Genomic DNA, 21,702 nt, shown 5'->3' on the forward strand with positions numbered 1-21,702 from the left:
CCCGGACGAGCGCCGGGCAACGCACCTCCCCTACGGGTCCTCGACACGCTCCGCTGCGGCGGCCTCCCCCGTCGGCGCGCTGAGACTGCCGAGGATGTCGAGGAGTTCGGCGCTGCGACTGCCCGGCACCGCGTGGAAGACGACCAGAGTGAGTCCGTCGGTACCGTCCACGGACAGCTTGTCGGAGTGCAGTTCGAGGTCGCCGACCTGCGGATGGGTCAGGTGGCTGATACGGCCGCGCCGGGGCCGCACCTCGTGCCGCGCCCACAGCGTGCGGAACCGTTCGCTGCGCAGGGACAGCTCGCCGACCAGGTCGCGCAGCCGGGGGTCGGCGGCGTCCGCCCCGGCCTCGGACCGCAGCACGGCCACGCCCTCCTCGGTGAGGTCCGCCCAGTCCCGGCGCAGCTCGCGCTCGGCGGGGTCGAGGAAGACGGCCCGCAGGACATTGACGCCGGGCCGGTAGTTCGGGGTGAGCGCGGTGGCGAGGGCGTTGGCGGCCAGGCAGTCGGCATAGCGGTTCTGCACATAGGCGGGGTTGCGCGGCCAGCCGTCGATCAGCTGGAGGAGGCTCTGCGGGACCTGCCGCGCGCGGGGCCCGGGCCGTAGCGCGGTGGCGGGCCGGTCCTGGGCGAGCGAGACGAGGTGGGCGGTGGCGTCGGCGTCCAGCCGCAGCACGCGCGCGATGGCCTCCAGGACCTGCACGGACGGGTTGCGGTCCCGGCCCTGCTCCAGCCGCAGGTAGTAGTCGGAGCTGATGCCGGCGAGCATCGCGACCTCCTCGCGGCGCAGCCCCGGCACCCGGCGCAGCCCGCCGCCGGGCAGCCCCACGTCCTCGGGCCGCACCAGCGCCCGGCGGGCGCGCAGGAACTCACCGAGCGCGTTCGAACCGTCCATGGCACCCACCGTACGGCCGGCCGGGCAGCGGTGACTGTCCCTGCCACTCCCAGGAACACGGGGGTACTGCCACCGCCGCCCGCCCCCGGCGCAGGGTGGACGACGAGGCCACCGGAGGAACCGGCGCCCGGAGACACCGCACGCATCACATAGCGCACACACTTCGCATACTGAGAGGTACGACATGACCGCACAGCTCGGCGGCACCATCACCCCGGCCGACGGCCTGACCCTGACCCGCGTCGGTTACGGCGCCATGCAACTGGCCGGGCCGCACGTCTTCGGCCCGCCGAAGGACCGCGCCCGGGCGGTGGCGGTGCTGCGCGCCGCGGTGGAGGCCGGTGTCACGCACATCGACACCGCAGACTTCTACGGCCCGGTCGTCGTCAACGAGATCATCCGCGAGGCCCTGCACCCGTACCCCGAGAGCCTGCACCTCGTCACCAAGGTGGGCGCCCGCCGGGCTGCCGACGGCAGCTGGATGATGTCGCGGCACCCGGAGGACCTGAAGGCGCAGGTCCACGACAACCTGCGCAACCTCGGGGTGGAGACCCTGGACGTGGTCAATCTGCGGCTGGGCGACCTGGACACCCCGAACGAGGACTCCGTCGCCGACCAGTTCGGCGCGCTGGCCGAACTGCGGGAGCGGGGGCTGATCCGGCATCTGGGGCTGAGCGCCGTGTCCGCCGCGCAGCTGGACGAGGCGCGGGCGATCGCGCCGGTGGTCACCGTGCAGAACCTCTACAACCTGGCCAACCGGCAGGACGACGCGCTGCTGGCGCGTACGGCGGCGCTGGACATCGCGTTCGTACCGTACTTCCCGCTCGGCGGCTTCACCCCGCTCCAGTCCGAGACTCTGGCCAAGGTCGCCGCCCGCCTGGAGGCCTCGCCGCAGCAGGTGGCACTGGCCTGGCTGCTGCACCGTTCCCCGAACATCGCGCTGATCCCCGGCACGTCGTCCCCGGAGCATCTGCGGGAGAACATCGCCGCCGCGGGCCTGGAGCTGCCTGCGGACGCGCTGGCCGAGCTGGACGAAATCGGGGCCTGACCCCGACCGCTCCTGGTCGATCAGGCCTCGGGCAGTGCCTGTTCGGCCCAGATCGTCTTGCCTCGGCCGGTCTGCCGGCTGCCCCAGCGCTGGGTGAGCTGGGCGACCAGGAGCAGTCCGCGGCCGCCCTCGTCGTAGTCGTTGGCCCGGCGCAGGTGCGGGGAGGTGGAACTGGCGTCGGAGACCTCGCAGATGAGGGCGCGGTCGCGGATCAGGCGGAGCTGGATGGGCGGTTCGCCGTAGCGGATGGCGTTGGTGACGAGTTCGCTGACGACGAGTTCGGTGACGAAAGCGGCCTCGTCCAGGCCCCAGGCGGTGAGCTGGGCACCGGCCGCCTGCCGGAAGGCGGCGACCGCGGCGGGGTCGGGAGGCACGTCCCAGGTGGCGACGCGGTCGGCGCCGAGGGCGCGGGTGCGGACGAGGAGCAGGGCGACGTCGTCGCCGGGCTGGTCGGGCAGGACGGCCTTCAGGACGCTGTCGCACAGGGCGTCGAGGGAGCCGACGGGTGCGGTCAGGGCGCGGCACAGCGCGTCGGTGGCGCCGTCGAAGTCCCGGTCGCGGTCCTCGAGCAGACCGTCGGTGTAGAGCGCGACGACGGAGCCCTCGGGCAGGTCCAGTTCGGTCGCCTCGAACGGCAGGCCGCCCACGCCGAGCGGCGGCCCGGCGGCCATGGGGACGGTCTCGGCGGTGCCGCCGGGCAGCACGACGGCCGGGGCCGGATGGCCGGCGGCGGCCAGGGTGAGGCGGCGCGAGACCGGGTCGTAGACGGCGTACAGGCAGGTGGCGCCGAGTTCGGCGACCTCCTCACGGATGTCCTCGCCACTGTCCTCGGCAGCGAGCAGGAGAACCAGGTCGTCGAGGTGGGTGAGGAGTTCGTCGGGCGGCAGGTCGACGTCGGCGAGGGTGCGTACGGCCGTGCGCAGCCGTCCCATGGTGGCCGAGGACTGGATGCCGTGGCCCACCACGTCGCCCACGACCAGGGCGACCCGGCCGCCGGAGAGCGGGATGACGTCGAACCAGTCGCCGCCGATGCCGGCCAGGGAGCCGCACGGCAGGTACCGATGGGCCACGTCGAGCGCGACCTGTCCGGACAGGCCGCGTGGGAGCAGGCTGTGCTGGAGGGCGAGGGCGGTGCTGCGCTCCAGGGCGAAGCGGCGGGCGTTGTCGATGCAGACGGCGGCGCGGCTGCCGAGTTCCTCGGCGAAGACCGCGTCGTCGGGACCGTACGCGTCGGGGTGGGCCATGCGGACGCAGACCGCGACGCCGAGCGTGGTGCCGCGGGCGCGCAGCGGCACCACGAGCACGGAGTGGGCGCCCTCACGGAAGGAGCGGCCCTCGGGCGAGCGGAGATTGCGCTCCTCCAGCCACTTCACGAACTCCGGCTCGCCGGCCTGGCTGAGGACGGAGTGGCCTTCGCGCAAGGCGCTGGCGAGCGGTGAGGAGGGCTCGTAGGCATCGGCCTCGCCGAGGTGCACGGCCGCGCCGGGGTTGCCCGCGTGGGTGGAGCCGTGGGCGACACGGCGGAGGGTGACGGGGCCGTCCGGGATCATCGGCGGCTCCTCCGTGCCGAGGACCCAGTCAAGCAGGTTCACACTGGCGAAGTCGGCGTAGCGCGGCACGAGCAGTTCGACCAGTTCCTCAGCGGTGCGGACCACGTCGAGGGTGGTGCCGATGGCGGCCGCGGCCTCGTTGAGCAGGACGAGGCGTGCCTGGGCCCAGTACTGTTCGCTGCTGTCGAGGGCAGCGAGGGCGACCGCGGTCAGGGTGCCGGAGTCGTCGTGCAGGGGCCACATCTCGGTGGTCCAGGCGTGCTCCCGGTTGAGGGCGGGGGCGCCGGTGAAGCTCTCGTAGCGCAGCGCCCGGCCGGTCTCGGCGACCTGGCGCAGGTGGGCGAGGAAGCCGCGGCTGTGCTCGACGTCCTCGACGGTCTCCATGAGGTGGCGGCCGATCAGCGCTTCCTCGGGGACGCCCAGGACATGCCCGGCGGCGTGGTTGGCCCGCAGGTAGTGCTGTTTGAGGTCGAAGACGGACATGGACACGGAGGCCTGCTCGAAGGCCTGGGCGGCCAGGGCCGTGGCGGGCGGGTGGGCCGTCACGACGAAGCCGGCGGGTTCGCCGTCGGCGCCGTCCACGGGGAGCGCGGTGAGGGCCAGCGGGACACGGTGGCCGTCACGGTGCCGCAGGACGACGGTGCCGGTCCGGGCGGCGAGCAGCTCGCCGGGGATGTCCTCGGCGAGCAGGCCGGCCGCCGGCCGGCCCACGACGTCCGCGGCCGGATGGCCCGTGAGCTGCCGCGCGCCGTCGCTCCACCTGGTCACGGTGCCGACGGCATCGATGATCGCCACTGCGGCGACATGCTTCATACGCCCAAGGATGTTCCGATTGTTCCGGCGCATCAAGCGCGCCGGTGGAACGGGGTTCAGCCCTGGTGGGCGCGCAGGGCGGCGAGAGCCCGGTCGGCGTGGGTGTTCATGCGCAGCTCGCTGCGGACGACCTCCAGTACGGTGCGGTCCCGGGCGATGACATAGGTGACACGTTTGGTGGGGGCGAGGGAGAAACCGCGCTTGACGCCGAACCGCTCGCGCACGGTGCCGTCGACGTCGGAGAGCAGCGGCATGCCGAGGCCGTGGGCGCCGGAGAACTCCTGCTGCTTGCCGACCGTGTCACCGCTGATGCCGACGGGCCGGGCCCCGGCGGCGGCGAACTCGGCGGCGAGGTCGCGGAAGTGGCAGGCCTCGGCGGTGCAGCCGGGGGTCATGGCGGCGGGGTAGAAGAAGAGGACCACGGGCCCCTCGGCCAGCAGCTCGGTGAGCCTGCGGGTGGCGCCCGTCTCGTCGGGCAGAGCGAAGTCCTCGACCTTGCTCCCGATCTCGATGCGTTCGGTCACGACCGTCCCTCCTCGTTTCGGGCGACTGCGCGCCCCGCCTCGCCGGCCGTACCGCGTTGCGGCCCTGCCGGCCTGCGGCCGGATATTACTGGACGGTAGAGACGGGCGCGCACACCGCGGCCCTCCTACGACGACCGGGCCGTCAGCCCGCTGCCGGCGAGGTGGCGTCGGCCTCCCGGCCGGAGTCCTCCTCGACCGTGTACGCGAGGAAGTCGTCGACCATGCGGTGGAAGAGCGTGGCCATCTGCCGCAGCTCCTCGGGCCGCCAGCCGGCGAGGGCGAGCCGCATCCCCCGGGCGCCGGCCTCCCGGATCCGTCCGACGGCCTCCCGTCCGGCGTCGGTCAGCTGGATCCGCTGGGCCCGCCGGTCGTCGGGTCCGGGACCCGGCTGACATGGCCGGCCCGCTGGAGCTGCTGGACGGTCCGGGTCACGTGCCAGGCCTCCACGCCCAGGCGCTGTGCCGGCTCGCCCGGCCGCAACGGCCCGGAGTCGGCGATCTGCCACAGCAGCGCACCGCGGCCCGGTCCAGCGGCACACCGGCCAGCCCCATCAGCCGCTCGTGCTGCCGGGATCGCGTGCTGAGGTAGGTGACGCGCGTCAGGGCGCGCTCGATGCCGGCGACCTCCGGGGAGGCGACGGGCAGGCCGGACAGCGGTTCCGTGGGCATACCTGCGAGTTCAACAGCTCGTTGCGTAAGTCAAGTAACTTCCGCGGGCCCCCTGCTCGACGCCGCCCGACGCCGCCCGATTCCGGCCGACACCACCGGACGCGTGTCCTACCGGCCACCGCGGCACCCCCGTGCTGCAATCGGCAGAACCACGACCCGCCCCGAGGAACTCCGGAGGAACCCATGGCCTTCGCCGTCGTCGCCCAGTACCAGTGCGCGCCCGCCGATGTGGACACCGTGCGTGACGCGCTGCGCGCGATGCGCGAGCTGGTCGCGTCCGAGCCCGCGAACCTCGCCTACGAGGCGCACGAGGTGGTGGACCAGCCGGGGGCGTTCCTGCTGTACGAGCGGTACACCGACCGCGACGGCTTCGAGGCGCACAAGCGCACGGACCACTTCGCGGAGCTGATCCGGGGCACGGTGTTCCCGTTGCTGAAGGAGCGGACCATCACCTTCGCCGAGACCGTCTGACCCGGAGCCCCCGGACACCCCGGACACCGCCCCGGGACGCGCCGTCCGGACCGGCGCCGAGACGGGCGGCACGGCGGCACGCCGGTCCGCTCCGGCGCAGGCGGGCGGGGGGGCGGCGCGAGGGTTCGTCCCGGGGGACGTCCCGGGTGTCCCCGGGGACACCGGAACGGCATTGCGGCGGCGCGCCGCGGAAACGCTGGCTGTCGTGATCACTGCTCGTGGTCACGAGAACGACAGCCGGAGGTTGCCATGATCCGACAGACCCTCAAGAGCGGTCTGCTGGCCACGGTCGCGGTCCTCGCATTGCTGCCCACGGCGGCCGGGGCCGCGCCCGCCGACGCCGCCACCTCGTCCCCGGTGCCCGGCGCGATCAGCCAGTACCGCGCCGACCACAACCACCACGCCCCGTACCGCATCCACCACCGCAGGCACTCCGCGTACCGCCTGCACCGGCACCACCTGCGCCGCGCGTACCACGCCCGCCGGTTCCACCACTACACCCTCCAGGGCACGGCGTACCGCCCGGTCGGCGCGGCGGCACCGTACCGCGTCCGTCCGTACCGCACCTACGGCCGCGTCACCACCGGGTACGCGGGGCTCAACGTCCGCTCCGGCCCCGGGACCGGCTACCGGGTGATCGGCCACCGGCACGCGGGCCGGTACCTGCACCTCACCTGCCGGACGCACGGCTCGTGGGTCCACGGCAACCGCACCTGGTACCGGCTCGCGCACCACAGGGGCTACGTCTCGGCGTACTACGTCCGCACCCACCGCGCCCTGCCCTGGTGCTGACGGCCCCTCACCGCCGCACCACCCGGACACCGAAGGCCCGTTCGACGATCCCCGAACGGGCCTTCGGTACGTCCACACTTCACCTTCCTCATACCTCACCGTGTGTTGCGCACGCCGCACTCCCGGGAAGCCATTCCGACAACAGGGGCGAAACCTCCCATAGGGGAGCCCATAGCGGAAAAGGGAGTCGAGGACGCACGATGCGGCACCCTCAGGCATCGACAGCATCGACATCGACCACGCCGGACGAGCCACTGGTGGCGGGACTGCGTGCGCTGAAGGACCGCACGGGACTGAGCCTGGCGGCGCTCGCCGCACGCACTCCGTACAGCAAGTCCGCGTGGCACCGCTATCTGTCCGGCGGCACGCCGCCGCCCCGGCCCGCCGTGGAGGCGCTGTGCCGGCTCGCCGGCGCCGATCCCGACGCCGTACTCGCCGAGTGGGATCCGGCCGATGTGAGCGGCATGCCCCCGTCGGCGCCGGACACGCCGGACACGACCGGCGCGAACCCCGCCGAGGAGTCCGGCCGGGTTCGGTCACGCCGTGCGTCCGTTCTCCCCTCCTGGCTGCCGCTGTCGGCGCTCGCCGTGTTCGGTGCGGTGACGGCGGTGGCCGCCACCGTGATCCTGGCCGTCCGGCCCGGCACCACGCCCGCCGCACAGACCCTGCCGGCGGTGCCGCGCTGCCACGCCCGCTCGTGCCAGGGCGAGCTGCCCGACGCCTCGGTGTGCGCCCGGGACGCGCGGACCACGAGCTCGGTCACCGACCCCGCCTACACGGTCCGGCTGCGCTGGTCGGCGGCGTGCGGCACCGCCTGGTCGCAGGTCCGGCTGCGCTCGGCGCGGGCCCACGAGGTGTCGGTGCGCAAGGGGGAGGACGTGCTGACGGCCGACTATCCCGCGGACGACACCGCCGGCGACAGCAGTCCGATGCTGTCGGTGTCCTCGCCCCAGGGGGTGGAGGCGTGTGCCGAGGTGGGCGGGGAACTGGCGTGCACGGGGCGGGACGTGACGCCGGCCGACCTCGGGTGACCTTACGCGCGGGCCGGGCGGGTCAGCCGGCCGTGACGAGTCGCCGCCCGCTGCCGCTGCGCTCCGGGCGCCGGGGCGTGCGCAGCGCGACGATGCCGATGAACACCATGGAGGACACCCCGGCGAGGGCGAAGGCGGTGAAGCCCGGTCGCCGTCGCCCGCCGCGAGGAGCTGCCGGCCGAACCACGGCCCGAAGACGGCGCCGAAGCGGCCCACGCCCGAGGTCCAGCCGACGGCGGTGGCGCGGCTGTCCGGGGCGGAGCGGATGGACACGGTCGGTGAACGCCCACCCACCCCGGCGACCGGCACTCGACGCGGCGCACAACGCGCCCGGCGGCGCGCCGGGTCAGTCGCCGAGCGTGTCGATCACGCCGGCGAGGTGGGCGCGGACGGCCGCTTCGGCCGCCTGCGGGTCCCTGGCCCTGATCGCCTCGATCATCGCCCGGTGTTCGTTCAGGGACTGCCGGGGGCGCCCCGGCCGGAGATCTCCCGGATGCGGTCGTGGAGCCGGTGGTCGAGCTCGGAGTACGTCACCGGCTCGCCGTCGGCGACGGCGGCCTTGGCGGCGCACAGTCCTTCCAGGACCATGCGGCACTCCGTGATCGCGACCGCCTCCTCGACGGTCACCACCCGCACCCGCGAACCGCGGTTGCGGATCCGCTCCACCAGTCCCTGCGCCGCCGGATCGATCAGTGCCGCACGGATGCTGGCCCGCGTCACACCGAACTGCTCGGCGAGTTCGTTCTCCACCAGCCGCTGGGCCGGTGCCATCTCACTGGATCACCTGCCGCAGCTGCGCGAGCGCATGCTGTTTAGCCTGTCAACAATTCTGTTCGCGCTATCTGGCCGTCCGCCTCAGGCCGTCCGGTATAGCTCGGTGAGCAGTTCGACGACCGCCTGCCGGGCCGGGTGCGGGTCGTCGCGCCACCAGGCGAGGCGTACGGCGACGGGTTCGGCGTCGCGCACCGGCCGGTAGACGATGCCGGGCCGCGGGTACTGGTTGGCGGTCGACTCCGCCGTGACGCCGATGCCGCGACCGGCGCCGATCTCGGTGAGCCAGTCGTCGACGTCATGGATCTCCTCGACGGCAGGGCGGGCCTCCGGCGGCCACAGGTCGACGGTGGCCGTGCCGGTACGGCGGTCCACGAGCAGGGTGCGGTCGGTCAGTTCGGCCAGCCGGACCGAACGGCGTTGGGCGAGCCGGTCGTCGGCGGCGAGCGCGCACAGCCGGCGTTCCAGGCCGACGATCGCGGTGTCGAACCGCCGGTCCTCCAGCGGTCTGCGGACGACGGCGAGGTCGCAGGCGCCCTCGGCGAGTCCGGCGGCGGGCGAGTTGACGCGCACGAGATGCAGGTCGATGTCGCCGTGCGCGGCGTTCCAGCGCCGCTGGAAGGCGACCGTGTGCCGGCCCACCGCCGACCAGGCGTAGCCGACCCGCAGCCGGGTGTGGCCCGAGGTCGCCTCCCTTACCAGGTCGGCGACGTCCGCGAGCACCCGGCGGGCCTGGGCCACCACGCGCAGCCCGGTCGCGGTGGGGGTCACCTCGCGTGAGGTACGGCGCAACAGCCGTACGCCCAGGGAGCGTTCGAGGGAGGCGAGGGTGCGGGAGACCGCGGCCTGCGAGACGCCTAGGGCGATCGCCGCGTCCGTGAAGGTGCCCTCGTCGACGATCGCCACGAGGCAGCGCAGCTGGCGCAGATCGACGTCGTGCATACGCTCAGCGTATAGATGGTGCGGAGTATGCATTTTGCGCAAGCGTGCGGGCGGCACACGATCCCGGTATGCGACGCGCTCTCCGACGCCCGGCCGTGGCCGCGCCCACGACCGTGACCCCGTCCCCGGCACAGTCCGGGCCCCTGGCCGGTGTGGCCACCATGTTCGGCAGCGGGCTCTCCAACCAGACCGGCGCCGCCGTCGGGGCGCTGGCCTTCCCGGTGCTCGGTCCGCTCGGTGTGGTCGCGGTGCGTCAGTACGTGGCCGCACTCGTCCTGCTCGCCGTCGGCCGGCCCAGGCTGCGCGCCTTCACCTGGCGCCAGTGGTGGCCGGTCCTGCTGCTGGCCGCGGTGTTCGGCACGATGAACCTCAGCCTCTACAGCGCCGTCGACCGGATCGGTCTGGGCCTCGCCGTGACCCTGGAGTTCCTCGGTCCGCTGGCCATCGCCCTGGCCGCCACGCGGCGCCGGCTGGACGCCGGGTGCGCGGTGGTGGCCGCGGCCGGGGTGATCGTCCTGATGCGTCCGCGGCCCTCCGCCGACTACGCCGGCATGGCCCTCGGCCTGGTCGCCGCATGCTGCTGGGGGTCATACATCCTGCTCAACCGCGTCGTCGGCCGGCGCATACCCGGCGCGCAGGGCGCCGCGGCGGCCGCGACGGTCTCCGCGCTGGCCTTCGTCCCGGCCGGCATCGTGGTCGCCCTGCGCCATCCGCCGACGGCCGGGGCCGTCCTGTGCGCGGTGACGGCAGGCGTCCTGTCCTCCGCCGTACCCTACCTGGCCGACCTGCTGACCCTGCGCCGCGTCCCCGCGCAGACCTTCGGCCTGTTCATGAGCGTCAACCCGGTACTGGCGGCCCTGGTCGGCCGGGTCGTCCTGGGCCAGAGCCTGGGCGTGGCGGAGTGGGCAGGCATCGGGGCGGTGGTGGCGGCGAACGCGGTGAGCATCGCGACGAAGGACTAAGCGCTCCGCTGGAAGTGCCGCAACGTGCCGTCGGTCATCTGCGGGTCCGTCGTGGCTGGTCGCGCAGTTCCCCGCGCCCCTTCGGGGCGCCGCCGAACCGCACCGGACTTCGCCGACCCCGCTTGGGCCTGCCGCACCGCCCCCGGACTGTACGACCGGGACCGGAGAATCACTTGCTTGACTCAAGTGAGTCACCCCGGTCGCGGCGACCTTCGATGCATGAGATGGCGCGTGAACGCCGGGTGAGGGGGCTGGGTGAGGTGGGGCCGGGTGACCGAGGCCCGGGAGAGTGGGGGCCGGGCGCGCGTGGTCTTGGGGACCAAGGCCCAGGCGAGCGGGGGCTGGGTGGAGTGGACCCAGGTGACCGCGGCCCGGATGAGGTGGGCGCGGGCGAGTATGGCCTAGGTGACTGGTATCCAGGCGACCGCGGCCCGCGTCGCCGGGGGCCTAGGCGAGCGCGGCCCCGGTGAACGGGATCCGCACAAGCCGACGCCTGGTGGAGTGGACCCGGGTGAGCATGGCCCCGATGATTGGGATCCGGGCGAGCGCGGCCCAGGTGGAATAGACCCGGGTGAGCATGGCTCTGGTGAACGGGATCTGGGCGAGCCGAAGCCTGGTGGAGTGGACCCGGGTGAGCATGGCCCCGGTGACCGGGATCCGGACAAGCCGGAGCCAGGTGGAGTGGACCCGGGTGACTGCGGCCCGAGTGAGCCGGGCTCGGGCGCCGGAGTCCAGGCGAGCGCAGCCCGGGTGACCGGAGTCCGGGCGGGGTCGCGGGGGTCAGTCCGTGGCGCGTGTCGCCGGGGCCGGCCACAGGCCGACGATCGCGTAGGCGAGCCCGTCGGCCGCACCCGCCCAGGTGACGCGTGGGGTCGGGGCGCCCTCGGCGAGCGCGCGTTCCTGCTCGGCACAGGTGTGCAGGATCAACTGCCGGACCATCCGGCCGCGTTCGGCACGGACCTCGGGCGGCAGCTCCCAGCGGCCCGGCATCGCCGTACTGGACGTACGGATGCCGCCCGGCTTCCGTGACGAGGGACTGTGTGCGGCGCTGGCGGCGCGTGAGCGGCTGCCGAGTCGCTGAGCGGTGGGGCGCGTGGGGTGGGTTACCTGCTCAAGGACCGGGTGGGCTGTGTGGACGAGTCCCTCGACGCGCTGGACCGGGTCGCGCGCGGCGGCACGGCTCTCGGCCCCGAGGTGGTGACGGAGTTGACGGGCCGTCACGCGGTCTCGCCCCTGCACGCGCTCACCCCACGTGAGCGGGAGGTGCCGCGGCTGACGGCCGAGGGCCACGACAACACCACCATCGCCCGGAGGCTCGTCATCACCGAACGCTCCGTCAGCAAGCACATCGGCAACGTCTTCCTGAAGCCGGGCCTGCCGCCGACCGACAGCGGGCACCGCAGGGTGCCGGCGGTGCCCGCCCATCTGCGGCACGCCCGGCACGCCTGATCCGCCGTGCCCTGCGGGGCCCGTTCAGGGGAACCGGCGGGCGAAAGCGCGTGCGGCCGGCGGAAGCGGTCGAGGACTTCAGCCGTGACCGCCGTACCCCCGTCCCTACCGCTCATCGCGCCGATGCTCGCCACGCCCGGCGTACTGCCGCCCGCCGCCCAGGACGCGCGCTGGGCGTACGAGACAAAGCAGGACGGCCAGCGGGCGATGGTGTACCTGCCCGGCGACGGCGGTGTGCTGTTGCGTGCCCGGTCGGGCGAGGACATCACCGCGGCCTATCCCGAACTCCGGCCGCTCGGCGCCGCCCTGGGCACGACGGCCGCCGTGCTGGACGGTGAGGTACTGGCTCTGGACGAGCACGGGCGGGCCGACTTCCAGCTGTTGCAGAGCCGGATGGGGCTCGCCCACTCCCCCGCGCGGGCGGCGCGCAGGGCGGCCGGGACACCGGTCCATCTGGTGCTCTTCGACGTGCCCTATCTGGGTGAGTCCCTGGTACGGCAGTCGTACGCGCGGCGGCGGGTACGGCTGGAGGAACTGGATCTGGCGGGGCCGTACTGGTCGGTGCCGGGCGCGGTCACCGGGCACGGCGCGGAGGCGCTCGCGGCGACCAGGGAGCACGGTCTGGAGGGTCTGGTGTGCAAGCGGCTGGACTCGGTGTACGAGCCCGGGGTGCGCTCCCGCGCCTGGATCAAGATCCGGAACATGCGGTCCGAGGACGTGATCGTCGGCGGCTGGCTGCCCGGGAAGGGACGGCTGGCCGGACTGCCCGGAGCGCTGCTGGTCGGCCAGCGCTCCGGCGGCCGGCTGCGGTACGTCGGCGGGGTCGGTACCGGCTGGAGCGAGGCGGAGCGCCTGGAGCTGGCCCGGCTGCTCGATGCCGCGGCGAGCGGACGGTGTCCCTTCGACCCGGTGCCGCGGATCGCGGGCGCCCACTGGGTGCTGCCGCGACTGGTGGGCGAGGTCTCCTACAGCACCCGCACCCGCAACGGGTCGCTGCGCCAGCCGGTCTGGCAGCGGCTACGTCCGGACCTCGCACCGGAGGAGTCGGCGGCCGACCTGCCCGAAGACCTTCGATGAACGCCGAAGGTCTATCGTGTGCGCATGCCGGTTCCCGAATTGATCCGTATCGTCTCCCGCGACTCGCCCATGGCCCTGGCTCAGGTCGACCGGGTCCGCGCCGAGTTGGCCGCTCTGCACCCGGAACTGCGCACCGAGGTCGTCCCGGTGAAGACCACCGGCGACAAGTGGCTCGGCGACCTGTCCCAGGTCGAGGGCAAGGGGGCGTTCACCAAGGAGGTCGATGCGGCCCTGCTGGCCGGGAAGGCCGACCTCGCCGTGCATTGCGTGAAGGACGTGCCCGCCGACCGCCCGCTGCCCGCCGGGACGGTGTTCGCCGCGTTCCTGAAGCGGGACGACATCCGGGACGCCCTGGTCCACCCGGACGGGCTGACCCTGGACGAGTTGCCCGCCGGCACCCGGATCGGCACCTCCTCGGTCCGTCGGATCGCCCAACTGGCCGCCACGCACCCGCATCTGGAGTGCGTGCCGTTCCGCGGCAACGACAACCGCCGGCTGGCGAAGCTGGCCGAGGGCGAGGCGGACGCGCTGCTGCTCGCGGTGGCGGGGCTGGAGCGGATCGGGCGGACCGACGTGATCAGCGAGGTGCTGTCCACGGAGACGATGATGCCGCCGATCGGCGCGGGCATCCTCGCCCTGCAGTGCCGGGAGGACGACAACGGCGTCATCGACGCGGTCAGCGGTCTCGGCGACCCGGACACGCACCGGGAGGCGTTGGCCGAGCGGACGTTCCTGCATGTGCTCCAGGGCCACTGCAACAGCCCCATCGCCGGGTACGCGCGCGTGGACCGCAGCGGGGAACTCTCCCTGCGCGCCTGTGTGTTCACACCCGACGGCAAGACCCGGCTGAACGCCCACGAGTGGGCCGGGCGGCTCGATCCGGCCACCCTCGGCACCTCGGTCGCGGTGGCGCTGCTGCGCCAGGGCGCACGGGAGATCATCGACGGCATCCCGCACTGACGTCGTACGGCGCGCGGGCCTGGGGGGTCAGGCGGAGCCCGGCTCCGTCTGGTCCCGCAGGAAGGCGCTGACCTGGTGGGCGAGGCTGCCCTGGGGGCTGCCCGTCGGGGCGGCCGCGGCGGACGCCTCCTGGACGCCGATGCCGCCGGCCCACAGCCGGCGGTCGGTCCACTCCTCCTCCACCCGCAGCTGCACCTGTACGTCCACGTGGGTCAGGGCGGCCTCGGGGGCGGCGGCGTAGAGCACGGCGGTGGCCCGGCGCAGCGGATAGACGTCGAAGCCCTCGATGAACTGGGAGTTGCGCCAGTCCATGAACGCGGCCTCGCCGTCCGGGCCTACGCGGACGTCGATCTGACCGTCCTCCAGATGGATGCCGTAGTGCCGCGCGCCGCGGTTCTCGACGGTCACCCGGACACTGAAGTACGTCAGCCCGGCAGCGGCGTCGTCGCGTCCGCGCGGCGGCTCCGCCGCCTCCAGGCGGTGGACGCGGACCCGCAGACCGGCATGCTCGTCGTACTCGTGCCAGTCCCCGACCACGTTCGGCTCGTACACAGTGCCCCTCTCGACCTATCGAGAGCTGCTGTCTATCTGTGCGCTCAGTGCACTGTCAAATGCGCAGAATGCGCTGTGGCCAGCGGGTTCGCCCGCTTTGATCGCTGATCAAGCGCTGCCCAGGAAGAATCCGTTCACGGCCCCTTTTCCGGGGGTACGCGCGCGTGCCGCACATCACGTTCGTACAAGATCGGCGGGCCGCGCGAGCGCGATCACCGGGCGAGGCGGCCGAGCAACGAGGAGGCGGCCGCGATGCCGAGCGCGGCGGCCACCGCGAGCACCGCGAAATCGGCGCCGAGATGCGACGGTGTGCCGAGGAGCAGGCCGCGCAGCGCGTCGACTTGATAGCTCAGCGGGTTGACCTTGCTGACGGCCTGCAGCCAGCCCGGCATCACCGAAACGGGGTAGAGGGCGTTGGAGCCGAAGAACAGGGGCATGGTGATCGCCTGGCCGATGCCCATCAGCCGGTCGCGGCTGATCACGATGCCCGCGATGGTCATCGACAGACAGGAGAAGAAGGCGGACGCGAGCACGACGGCCACGGCGACGCCGAGCAGCCTGAGCGGGTTCCAGGTCAGCGCCACGCCGAGGATCGCCGCGATGACGATGACGACGACGGCCTGGATCAGGGACTTCACACCGGCCGCGAACGCCTTGCCGGTGATGAGTGCCGAGCGGGGGGTCGGGGTGACGAGGAGCTTGTTCAGGATGCCCGCGTCGCGCTCCCAGATGATCTGGATGCCGTAGAAGATCGCGATGAACATCGCCGACTGGGCGATGATGCCGGGCGCCATGAAGTCGATGTAGGGGATGCCGCCGGTGGGTATCGCCCGGATGCGGGTGAAGGTCTGGCCGAATATCAGCAGCCACAGGGCGGGCTGGACGGCGCGGGTGTAGAGCTCGGTGCGGTCGTGGCGCAGTTTCTGCAGCTCGACCGCGCACATGGCGCCGACCCGGGCGGGCAGCAGCCGCCAGCCGGCGCGGGGCACGGGCGGGGTGAGCAGAAGATCCGTGTGGTCAGCCGACTCGGTGCGCGGTGCGGCGGGTGCTGCGGACATCGCGGAAACCTCCTCCGGACGTGTCGTCGAGGCCGCTGCCGGCGATGGCGCGGAAGACGTCCTCCAGCGTGGGCAGGGTGTCGGTGCCCTGGTGTTCGGCGAGGCCCCGGCGCAGCTCGGCCGGGGTGCCGAGGGCGCGGATCCGGCCGCGGTGCATGAGGCCGACCCGGTCGCAGTACTGGTCGGCCTCGTCCATGTAGTGGGTGGTGACGAGGACGGTCATGCCGGTCACGGCGCGCACGGCGTTGATGTGCTCCCACACGCCGGTGCGGGCGATCGGGTCCAGGCCGATGGTCGGCTCGTCCAGGATCAGCAGCCGGGGTGCGCTGACCAGGGCCTGGGCGAGTTCGAGGCGGCGGACCATGCCGCCGGAGTAGGTGCCGGCCAGCCGGTCGGCGGCGTCGGCGAGGCCGACGGCGGCGAGGGCCTGGGCGACGCGGGCGGGGCGCTCGCGCCGGGGCACGTCGAAGACCCGGGCGAACAGGGCGACGTTCTCCCGGCCGGTGAGGCCCTGGTCGGCGGAGAGCTGCTGCGGGACGTAGCCGAGGAGCCGGCGCACCGCCATGCGTTCCTTCGCCGCGTCGTGGCCGAAGACCCGGACCGTGCCGGCCGGCACGGGCAGCAGCGTGGTGACGCAGCGGATGGCGGTGGTCTTGCCGGCGCCGTTGGGGCCGAGCAGTCCGAACACCTCGCCCTCGCGGACGGCGAGGTCCAGCCCGTCGACTGCCCTGGTGTCGCCGAACGCGTAGCTCAGGGAGGTGCAGGAGACGGCGTCGGCTGCACCCTCGCCTCCTCCGTCGGCCACGCCAGTGCTCTCGCTCGTCGTCGGGCCCGGACCCGTGTCCTGTTCCTCGGGCTGCGTCATGGCTTCTCTGTCTCCTCGTGCTCCTCGTGTTCCTCGTGCAGGGTGACGGCCAGCCTGCGCAGCGCCGGAAGGGCCGCGCGGAGGGCTTCCCGGTCGGCCTCGTCGAGCCGTGAGACGTGCCGGGACACCAGCTCGGCCCGGCGGCGCTGCCAGTCGGCGAGCCGCTTCTCGGCGGACCCGGTGAGCAGCAGGCGGGCGGCCCTGCGGTCGGCCGGGTCGGTCTCGCGGACCAGATAGCCGCCCTTGACCAGCTGGTTGACCAGGGTCGACACGGAGTTGCCCGCCAGGTGCAGCGCCCTGGCGGCGTCCGAGATGCCGATGCCGGGCCGGCACTCGACCAGCCGCAGCAGCTCCACCTCGGCCCCGCGCAGCCGGGGCACGGCGAGCCCGCCGCGCAGGCGGCGCCGGATCAGCCGCTGGATGCGCACCAGCGTGTCCGCCAGCTCCTCCGGGTAGCTCTCGTGTTCCACCTTCGAAGATTACCTCTGCTACAGAGGTATTTCCCCCCGGACGGCGGTCAAAGGAGAGGTCAAGAAGCGCGAACCGGGCCGTGCAGTGGACACTGGTGCCAGACCGTCCCCGACCCCAGGACGCGACCGCCATGAACCACAAGACCCCTGCCGACGGTGGACCGCGCAGACGGGACGTCGTCTCCACGCACTCCGTCTTCGGCGCCCCGTGCTGGGTGAGCCTGACCAGCCGCGACCTCGCGGCCACCCAGGAGTTCTACACGGCCGTCCTGGGCTGGCGCTGGCGCGGCGTGAAGCTGGGCGAGCACTTCCGTATCGCGCTGGCCGACGGGGTGCCGGTGGCGGGGATCGCGGCCGTCGCCGCGATGTGGCAGATGGCGGTGGCCTGGACGCCGTACTTCGCGGTGCCGGACGCCGACACCGCCGTGGCCCGGGCCCGCGAGCGCGGCGGTACGGCGGCCGTCGGACCACTGTCCTTCCCGCCGGGCCGGGCCGCGCTGCTCGCCGACCGGGACGGGGCGACGTTCGGTATCTGGCAGGGGGAACTGGTCGGCAACTGGGAGGCCTGGCGCCGGGCCTCGCCGACCTTCATCCGGCTGCACACGCGCGACGCCTTCGACGCCGCGCTGTTCTACGGCGAGATCCTCGACTGGGCGTCGGGGAAGCCGGGCTGCTGCGAGGTGGAGTACGAGGGCGGCGAGGTGGTGCTGCGCAGCCAGGGCGACATCGTGGCCCGGATCGACTCGGGCGCGGTGGAGTCGGCACCGGATCCGTCCGTACGGCCGCACTGGCAGATCCATTTCGCCGTCGCGGACGTCCTGGGCTGCGCCCGCACGGCGGAGAAGCACGGCGGCAGTGTGCTCAGCGAGGCGGAGGACGAGGCGATCCTGCGAGACCCGGACGGGGCCCAGTTCACGGTGACCTCGCACCGGCAGCGCTGAGCGCTCCGCCGCCTAGCGGGTGACGCGCGACGGCCTGGAGAGCACGACCAGGCCGCGTGCCTCCACCCGGAGCCGCGTGCCCGCCTTGTGTTCCCGCTCGTCCGGGATGCCGTCCGGGTCGGCCGTGTCGATGAGGGTCGTCCAGCGTTCGGCGAACGCGGGGCCCGGCAGCCGGAAGACGACGGGTTCCCAGTAGCCGTTGACGAGCAGAAGGAAGGAGTCGTCGGTCATCCGGCGCCCGTAGGAGTCGCGTTCGGCGATGGCGTCGCCGTTGAGGAACACCGTCACCGAGTGCGCGTCGGCGCGCTGCCAGTCCCGGTCGGTCATCTCACGGGCGTCGGGGCGCAGCCACATCAGGTCGGGCAGCGGCTGGTCGGCGTTGGTCACGGTCTCGCCGCGGAAGAACCGGCGCCGGCGCAGCACGGGGTGGGCGGCGCGCAGGGCGATCAGGTGCCGGGTGAACGCCGTCAACGACCGCTGTTCGTGGGTGAGTTCCCAGTCGGTCCAGGACATCTCGTTGTCCTGGCAGTAGGCGTTGTTGTTGCCCCGCTGGGTGCGGCCGAGTTCGTCGCCGTGGGAGAGCATCGGGATGCCCTGCGAGAGCAGCAGCGTCGCCAGCAGGTTGCGCTGCTGGCGGGCGCGCAGTTCGAGGATGCCGGGGTCGTCGGTGTCGCCCTCGGTCCCGCAGTTCCAGGACCGGTTGTGGCTCTCGCCGTCCCGGTTGTCCTCGCCGTTGGCCTCGTTGTGCTTGTCGTTGTACGACACGAGGTCGCGCAGCGTGAACCCGTCGTGCGCGGTGACGAAGTTGACGCTCGCGCGGGGACGGCGCCGGCTGTGCTGGTACAGGTCGGAGGAGCCGGTCAGCCGGGAGGCGAACTCGCCGAGCGAGCCGCGCTCGGCCCGCCAGAAGTCCCGTACGGCGTCGCGGTACCTGCCGTTCCACTCGGACCACAGCGGCGGGAAGTTGCCCACCTGGTAGCCGCCCTCGCCCACGTCCCACGGCTCGGCGATGAGCTTGACGCGGCTGATCACCGGGTCCTGCTGGATCAGGTCGAAGAACGCCGAGAGCCGGTCCACCTCGTGGAACTGCCGGGCGAGGGTGGCCGCGAGGTCGAAGCGGAAGCCGTCGACGCGCATCTCGGTGACCCAGTACCGCAGCGAGTCCATGATGAGCTGCAGGACGTACGGGTGGCGCATGAGCAGGCTGTTGCCGGTGCCGGTGGTGTCGTAGTAGTGCGCCCAGTCGCCGTCGACCAGCCGGTAGTAGGAGGCGTTGTCGATGCCCCGGAAGGACAGGGTCGGGCCCCGTTCGTCGCCCTCGGCGGTGTGGTTGTAGACGACGTCGAGGATGACTTCGAGACCGGCCGCGTGCAGCGCCTTCACCATCGCCTTGAACTCGTTGACCTGCTGGCCCCGGGTACCGAAGGCGGCGTAGGCGTTGTGCGGGGCGAAGAAGCCGATGGTGTTGTAGCCCCAGTGGTTGGCCAGGCCCCGGTCCTGGAGGACGCCGTCCTGCACGAACTGGTGCACCGGCATCAGCTCCACCGCCGTCACCCCGAGCGAGGTCAGGTGCTCGATGATCGCGGGGTGCGCGAGGCCGGCGTAGGTGCCGCGCAGCCGCTCCGGGACGTCCGGGTGGGTGCGGGTCAGGCCGCGCACATGGGCCTCGTAGATGACCGAGTCGGCATAGGGCGTGCGGGGCGGGCGGTCGTCGCCCCAGTCGAAGTACGGGTCGGCCACCACGCCCAGCATGGAGTGCCCGGCGCTGTCGGCGGGCGCCGGGCCGTCGGGGGCGCGCTCGTACAGCGAGGGGTGGTTGTCGATCTGCCCGTCGACGGCCAGGGCATACGGGTCGAGCAGCAGCTTCGCCGGATTGCAGCGGTGGCCCAGGGACGGCTGCCAGGGTCCGTGCACCCGGTACCCGTAGCGCCGGCCGGGGGCGACGCCCGGCAGGTAGCCGTGCCAGACGAATCCGTCGACCTCGTGCAGCCGGACGGGGGTCTGCGTGCCCGCGTCGTCCAGCAGGATCAGGTCCACACGTTCGGCGACCTCGCTGAACAGGGCGAAGTTGGTCCCCTGTCCGTCGAAGGTGGCGCCCAACGGGTAGGGCTGCCCGCTCCATGCGGGCAGCCCGTGCCGGGATCTGGAGGTGCGGGACGTCACCGGCTGCCCTCCAGGGTGTCGTCCGGGGCGGCCAGCCGTGCGACCGGCAGTGTGCGCGGCACCGGAAGGCCCTGGCGCAGGGTGGGCGCGGGCGTGAGGGGCACCCGCGGGACGCGCTCGCCGGACCGGGCGCGCTGCGTGAACCAGATGATGGTGCTGCCGCGGTCCGAGGTGCAGCAGCCCCAGCCGTCGCTCATGGCGGCGATGTCCGCGAGGCAGGAGCGCAGGTCCTGGTCGGGGCGCAGATCGGGGTCGTCGTCACCGAAGGCGGTGATCAGGTGCTGCCCGTTCCACCACATCTCGATCGATGTGTGTCTGTCGGAGGCGTGCTGGTGGATCGCCCGCAGCAGCAGTTCGGCGCCGCGGCGGACGGGGTCCGCGAGATTGTCGAGGTCCCAGTAGCGCAAATGGGCGGCCAGGATGCGGCTGACCTGTCCCACCCGTTCCGGGCTGACTTCCACGTCGAGGTGGTAGTAGCAGGGCACTGCGGTCTCCATCGTCGCTTGCTCCTCACCGGCGAAGCTCGTGCTCCCCTCGCCTGTCCGGGAGGGCTCCCGGACACACAGCGTGAGTGCCGATGGCTTCTGAGTCACCTCCACGGTGCGGGCACTACGCCATTCGTGCAACACGAGCACCAGACACGCCAGGCATGGTTGAAGCTCCAACAAGACGCTGCGTCATCGTGCGTGCACCATAAGTGAAAGCCTCGATCGCCGTAACGGTGCCGTGCCCTTCCGCGCGCGGACGCCACCCGACCGTCGGGAACGCGCCCAGTCGAGAGCGTGAAAGGTGAAGACGGCGATGCTGCTCCCCGCCAAGGCCGAGGTGGCCCGGCAGTTGCGGCGTTACCGGGCGTGGGAGCGCGTGATGCTCGCCTCGCCCCACGACCGCGCGGTCCGGGCCACGTTCGAGGACTCGGGTTACACGCTGTGCGTGCTGATGGGCAAACGCTGCGCCCGCGAGGCGGCGGACGCGGCCGAGCGCTATCTGCGCACGAACCTGGTCACCTACCTGCGTGAGCAGAACGGGCGGCCGAAGCGCCGCCGTTCGGCGCGAAGCGCGCCGCCACCGGAGCGGCGTTCCACGGCGTCCAGCCCCTGAGCTGGCACCGTACAAGGCGTTCCCCCCGGGACCGACGTGAGTCGGCCCGTCTCGGATCGCGAAGCCGGGCCATTGGCCCGGCTTCGCGCACGGCGGAGGTGAGATACATGCGCAGGACCCCGGCCATCGGCCGTGTACCGGTACGCGACGTCCGGCCGGCCGTGGAGTGCGGCAGGCGCCCGGCGAAGGCGGTGACCGGGGAGACCTTCCAGGTCACGGCCACCGTGTTCCGCGAAGGGCACGATGCCGTCGGCGCCAATGTGGTCCTGCGCGATCCGAAGGGCCGGCGCGGCCCGTGGACCCCGATGCGGGAGCTGTCCCCCGGCACCGACCGCTGGGGCGCGGAGGTCACCCCGGACGCGACCGGCCGCTGGACCTACCGGGTGGAGGCCTGGTCGGACCCGCTGACCACCTGGCGCCACCACGCGGGCGTCAAGATCCCGGCCGGTGTCGACGTCGGTCTGGTGCTGGAGGAGGGCGCCGAGCTGTTCGAGCGGGCGGCCGCCGGGGCGCCGAAGGGGGCGGAGCGCGACCTCGTCCGGGCCGCCGCACGCACGCTCGGTGACGATTCCCTGTCGGTGCGGGCCCGGCTGGCGCCGG

At 73.0% G+C, this 21,702-nt stretch carries 22 protein-coding genes and 3 pseudogenes; 11 read left to right on the forward strand and 14 right to left on the reverse strand.

The genetic code is table 11. The features are described from left to right. Window positions 1-30: 30 nt before the first annotated feature. A complete protein-coding gene (locus BIV25_RS32955) occupies window positions 31-894 on the reverse strand; it encodes a helix-turn-helix domain-containing protein (RefSeq protein WP_071376146.1) in 864 nt (287 codons plus the stop codon). A gap of 184 nt (window positions 895-1,078) precedes the next feature. On the opposite strand from BIV25_RS32955, the gene BIV25_RS32960 reads away from it, so the two are divergent. Further along, the gene (locus tag BIV25_RS32960; protein WP_071376147.1) at window positions 1,079-1,942 is read left to right on the forward strand and encodes an oxidoreductase; all 864 of its coding nucleotides are present in this window, start codon (window positions 1,079-1,081) and stop codon (window positions 1,940-1,942) included. Between the two features lie 20 nt (window positions 1,943-1,962). Here BIV25_RS32960 and BIV25_RS32965 read toward each other — a convergent pair whose 3' ends face one another. The 3 genes and pseudogenes from BIV25_RS32965 to BIV25_RS32975 all read right to left on the reverse strand — a co-directional run bounded on the left by BIV25_RS32965 (window position 1,963) and on the right by BIV25_RS32975 (window position 5,497). Next, window positions 1,963-4,305 carry a SpoIIE family protein phosphatase gene (locus BIV25_RS32965; protein ID WP_071376148.1) on the reverse strand — a complete coding sequence of 781 codons (2,343 nt, stop codon included), beginning with the start codon at window positions 4,303-4,305 and terminating at the stop codon, window positions 1,963-1,965. 56 nt (window positions 4,306-4,361) lie between these two features. Then, complete coding sequence (locus BIV25_RS32970; protein WP_071376149.1) at window positions 4,362-4,829, reverse strand: peroxiredoxin; 468 nt, start codon at window positions 4,827-4,829, stop codon at window positions 4,362-4,364. Between the two features lie 142 nt (window positions 4,830-4,971). Beyond that, window positions 4,972-5,497 (reverse strand): annotated as a pseudogene (locus BIV25_RS32975) (MarR family winged helix-turn-helix transcriptional regulator). Between the two features lie 183 nt (window positions 5,498-5,680). Here BIV25_RS32975 and BIV25_RS32980 point away from each other — a divergent pair. The 3 genes from BIV25_RS32980 to BIV25_RS32990 all read left to right on the forward strand — a co-directional run bounded on the left by BIV25_RS32980 (window position 5,681) and on the right by BIV25_RS32990 (window position 7,791). Beyond that, entirely contained in the window at window positions 5,681-5,968 is a 288-nt protein-coding gene (locus BIV25_RS32980) for a putative quinol monooxygenase (RefSeq protein ID WP_071376150.1), read from the forward strand. Window positions 5,969-6,217: 249 nt separating this feature from the next. After that, window positions 6,218-6,760 carry an SH3 domain-containing protein gene (locus BIV25_RS52105; RefSeq protein ID WP_218158493.1) on the forward strand — a complete coding sequence of 181 codons (543 nt, stop codon included), beginning with the start codon at window positions 6,218-6,220 and terminating at the stop codon, window positions 6,758-6,760. A 200-nt stretch (window positions 6,761-6,960) separates the two neighbouring features. Next, a complete protein-coding gene (locus BIV25_RS32990; protein ID WP_079177032.1) occupies window positions 6,961-7,791 on the forward strand; it encodes an XRE family transcriptional regulator in 831 nt (276 codons plus the stop codon). 346 nt (window positions 7,792-8,137) lie between these two features. On the opposite strand, the pseudogene BIV25_RS32995 reads toward BIV25_RS32990, so the two are convergent. Next, window positions 8,138-8,584 (reverse strand): annotated as a pseudogene (locus BIV25_RS32995) (GntR family transcriptional regulator). A gap of 62 nt (window positions 8,585-8,646) precedes the next feature. After that, complete coding sequence (locus tag BIV25_RS33000) at window positions 8,647-9,504, reverse strand: LysR family transcriptional regulator (protein ID WP_071376152.1); 858 nt, start codon at window positions 9,502-9,504, stop codon at window positions 8,647-8,649. Window positions 9,505-9,656: 152 nt separating this feature from the next. Between BIV25_RS33000 and BIV25_RS33005 the strand changes: the two genes are divergently transcribed. Further along, complete coding sequence (locus BIV25_RS33005) at window positions 9,657-10,466, forward strand: DMT family transporter (protein ID WP_071376176.1); 810 nt, start codon at window positions 9,657-9,659, stop codon at window positions 10,464-10,466. A gap of 447 nt (window positions 10,467-10,913) precedes the next feature. Here BIV25_RS33005 and BIV25_RS33010 read toward each other — a convergent pair whose 3' ends face one another. Then, on the reverse strand, window positions 10,914-11,105 hold the full coding sequence (locus BIV25_RS33010; protein ID WP_071376153.1) for a hypothetical protein: 192 nt from the start codon (window positions 11,103-11,105) through the stop codon (window positions 10,914-10,916). A 141-nt stretch (window positions 11,106-11,246) separates the two neighbouring features. Next, the gene (locus tag BIV25_RS33015) at window positions 11,247-11,456 is read right to left on the reverse strand and encodes a hypothetical protein (protein ID WP_071376154.1); all 210 of its coding nucleotides are present in this window, start codon (window positions 11,454-11,456) and stop codon (window positions 11,247-11,249) included. On the opposite strand from BIV25_RS33015, the pseudogene BIV25_RS33020 reads away from it, so the two are divergent. From BIV25_RS33020 to hemC, 3 genes and pseudogenes are all read left to right on the forward strand, one after another. Further along, window positions 11,446-11,915, forward strand: a pseudogene (locus BIV25_RS33020) (LuxR family transcriptional regulator); the annotation flags it as partial. The gene BIV25_RS33015 and the pseudogene BIV25_RS33020 overlap by 11 nt on opposite strands. Window positions 11,916-12,038: 123 nt before the next feature. After that, window positions 12,039-12,992, forward strand: coding sequence for an ATP-dependent DNA ligase (locus tag BIV25_RS33025; protein ID WP_079177036.1), 954 nt, complete (start codon window positions 12,039-12,041; stop codon window positions 12,990-12,992). An 18-nt stretch (window positions 12,993-13,010) separates the two neighbouring features. Further along, window positions 13,011-13,952: a hydroxymethylbilane synthase gene (gene hemC / locus BIV25_RS33030; protein ID WP_177235497.1), complete on the forward strand. Its 942-nt coding sequence runs from the start codon at window positions 13,011-13,013 to the stop codon at window positions 13,950-13,952. Window positions 13,953-13,979: 27 nt separating this feature from the next. Here the strand turns inward: hemC and BIV25_RS33035 are convergent, their stop codons facing one another. The 4 genes from BIV25_RS33035 to BIV25_RS33050 form a co-directional block, all read right to left on the reverse strand. Continuing rightward, window positions 13,980-14,504, reverse strand: coding sequence for a hypothetical protein (locus BIV25_RS33035; protein WP_071376158.1), 525 nt, complete (start codon window positions 14,502-14,504; stop codon window positions 13,980-13,982). Window positions 14,505-14,716: 212 nt separating this feature from the next. Then, a complete protein-coding gene (locus BIV25_RS33040; protein ID WP_071376159.1) occupies window positions 14,717-15,562 on the reverse strand; it encodes an ABC transporter permease in 846 nt (281 codons plus the stop codon). After that, window positions 15,522-16,427 carry an ABC transporter ATP-binding protein gene (locus BIV25_RS33045; RefSeq protein ID WP_256256461.1) on the reverse strand — a complete coding sequence of 302 codons (906 nt, stop codon included), beginning with the start codon at window positions 16,425-16,427 and terminating at the stop codon, window positions 15,522-15,524. Before BIV25_RS33045 ends, BIV25_RS33040 begins: the two co-directional genes overlap by 41 nt. Next, on the reverse strand, window positions 16,424-16,897 hold the full coding sequence (locus tag BIV25_RS33050) for a MarR family winged helix-turn-helix transcriptional regulator (protein ID WP_071376160.1): 474 nt from the start codon (window positions 16,895-16,897) through the stop codon (window positions 16,424-16,426). The genes BIV25_RS33045 and BIV25_RS33050 overlap by 4 nt, the downstream gene beginning before the upstream one ends. Window positions 16,898-17,028: 131 nt before the next feature. Here BIV25_RS33050 and BIV25_RS33055 point away from each other — a divergent pair, with 131 nt between their 5' ends. Continuing rightward, complete coding sequence (locus tag BIV25_RS33055) at window positions 17,029-17,838, forward strand: VOC family protein (protein WP_071376161.1); 810 nt, start codon at window positions 17,029-17,031, stop codon at window positions 17,836-17,838. A 12-nt stretch (window positions 17,839-17,850) separates the two neighbouring features. On the opposite strand, the gene glgX is transcribed toward BIV25_RS33055, so the two are convergent. Continuing rightward, window positions 17,851-19,968, reverse strand: a complete 2,118-nt coding sequence (glgX, locus tag BIV25_RS33060; protein WP_071376178.1) for a glycogen debranching protein GlgX — start codon at window positions 19,966-19,968, stop codon at window positions 17,851-17,853. A 29-nt stretch (window positions 19,969-19,997) separates the two neighbouring features. Next, window positions 19,998-20,498 (reverse strand): pep a2, encoded by a 501-nt coding sequence (locus BIV25_RS33065; protein ID WP_071376162.1) that lies wholly within the window; start codon window positions 20,496-20,498, stop codon window positions 19,998-20,000. A gap of 304 nt (window positions 20,499-20,802) precedes the next feature. Between BIV25_RS33065 and BIV25_RS33070 the strand changes: the two genes are divergently transcribed. Both BIV25_RS33070 and BIV25_RS33075 read left to right on the forward strand, forming a co-directional pair. Continuing rightward, window positions 20,803-21,102, forward strand: a complete 300-nt coding sequence (locus BIV25_RS33070; RefSeq protein ID WP_071376163.1) for a DUF5133 domain-containing protein — start codon at window positions 20,803-20,805, stop codon at window positions 21,100-21,102. Between the two features lie 107 nt (window positions 21,103-21,209). Beyond that, the coding region (locus BIV25_RS33075; RefSeq protein ID WP_143076735.1) for a maltotransferase domain-containing protein at window positions 21,210-21,702 on the forward strand (493 nt) is incomplete at its 3' end.

The sequence above is a fragment of the Streptomyces sp. MUSC 14 genome (genome assembly GCF_001866675.1).
Taxonomy (GTDB): Bacteria; Actinomycetota; Actinomycetes; order Streptomycetales; family Streptomycetaceae; genus Streptomyces.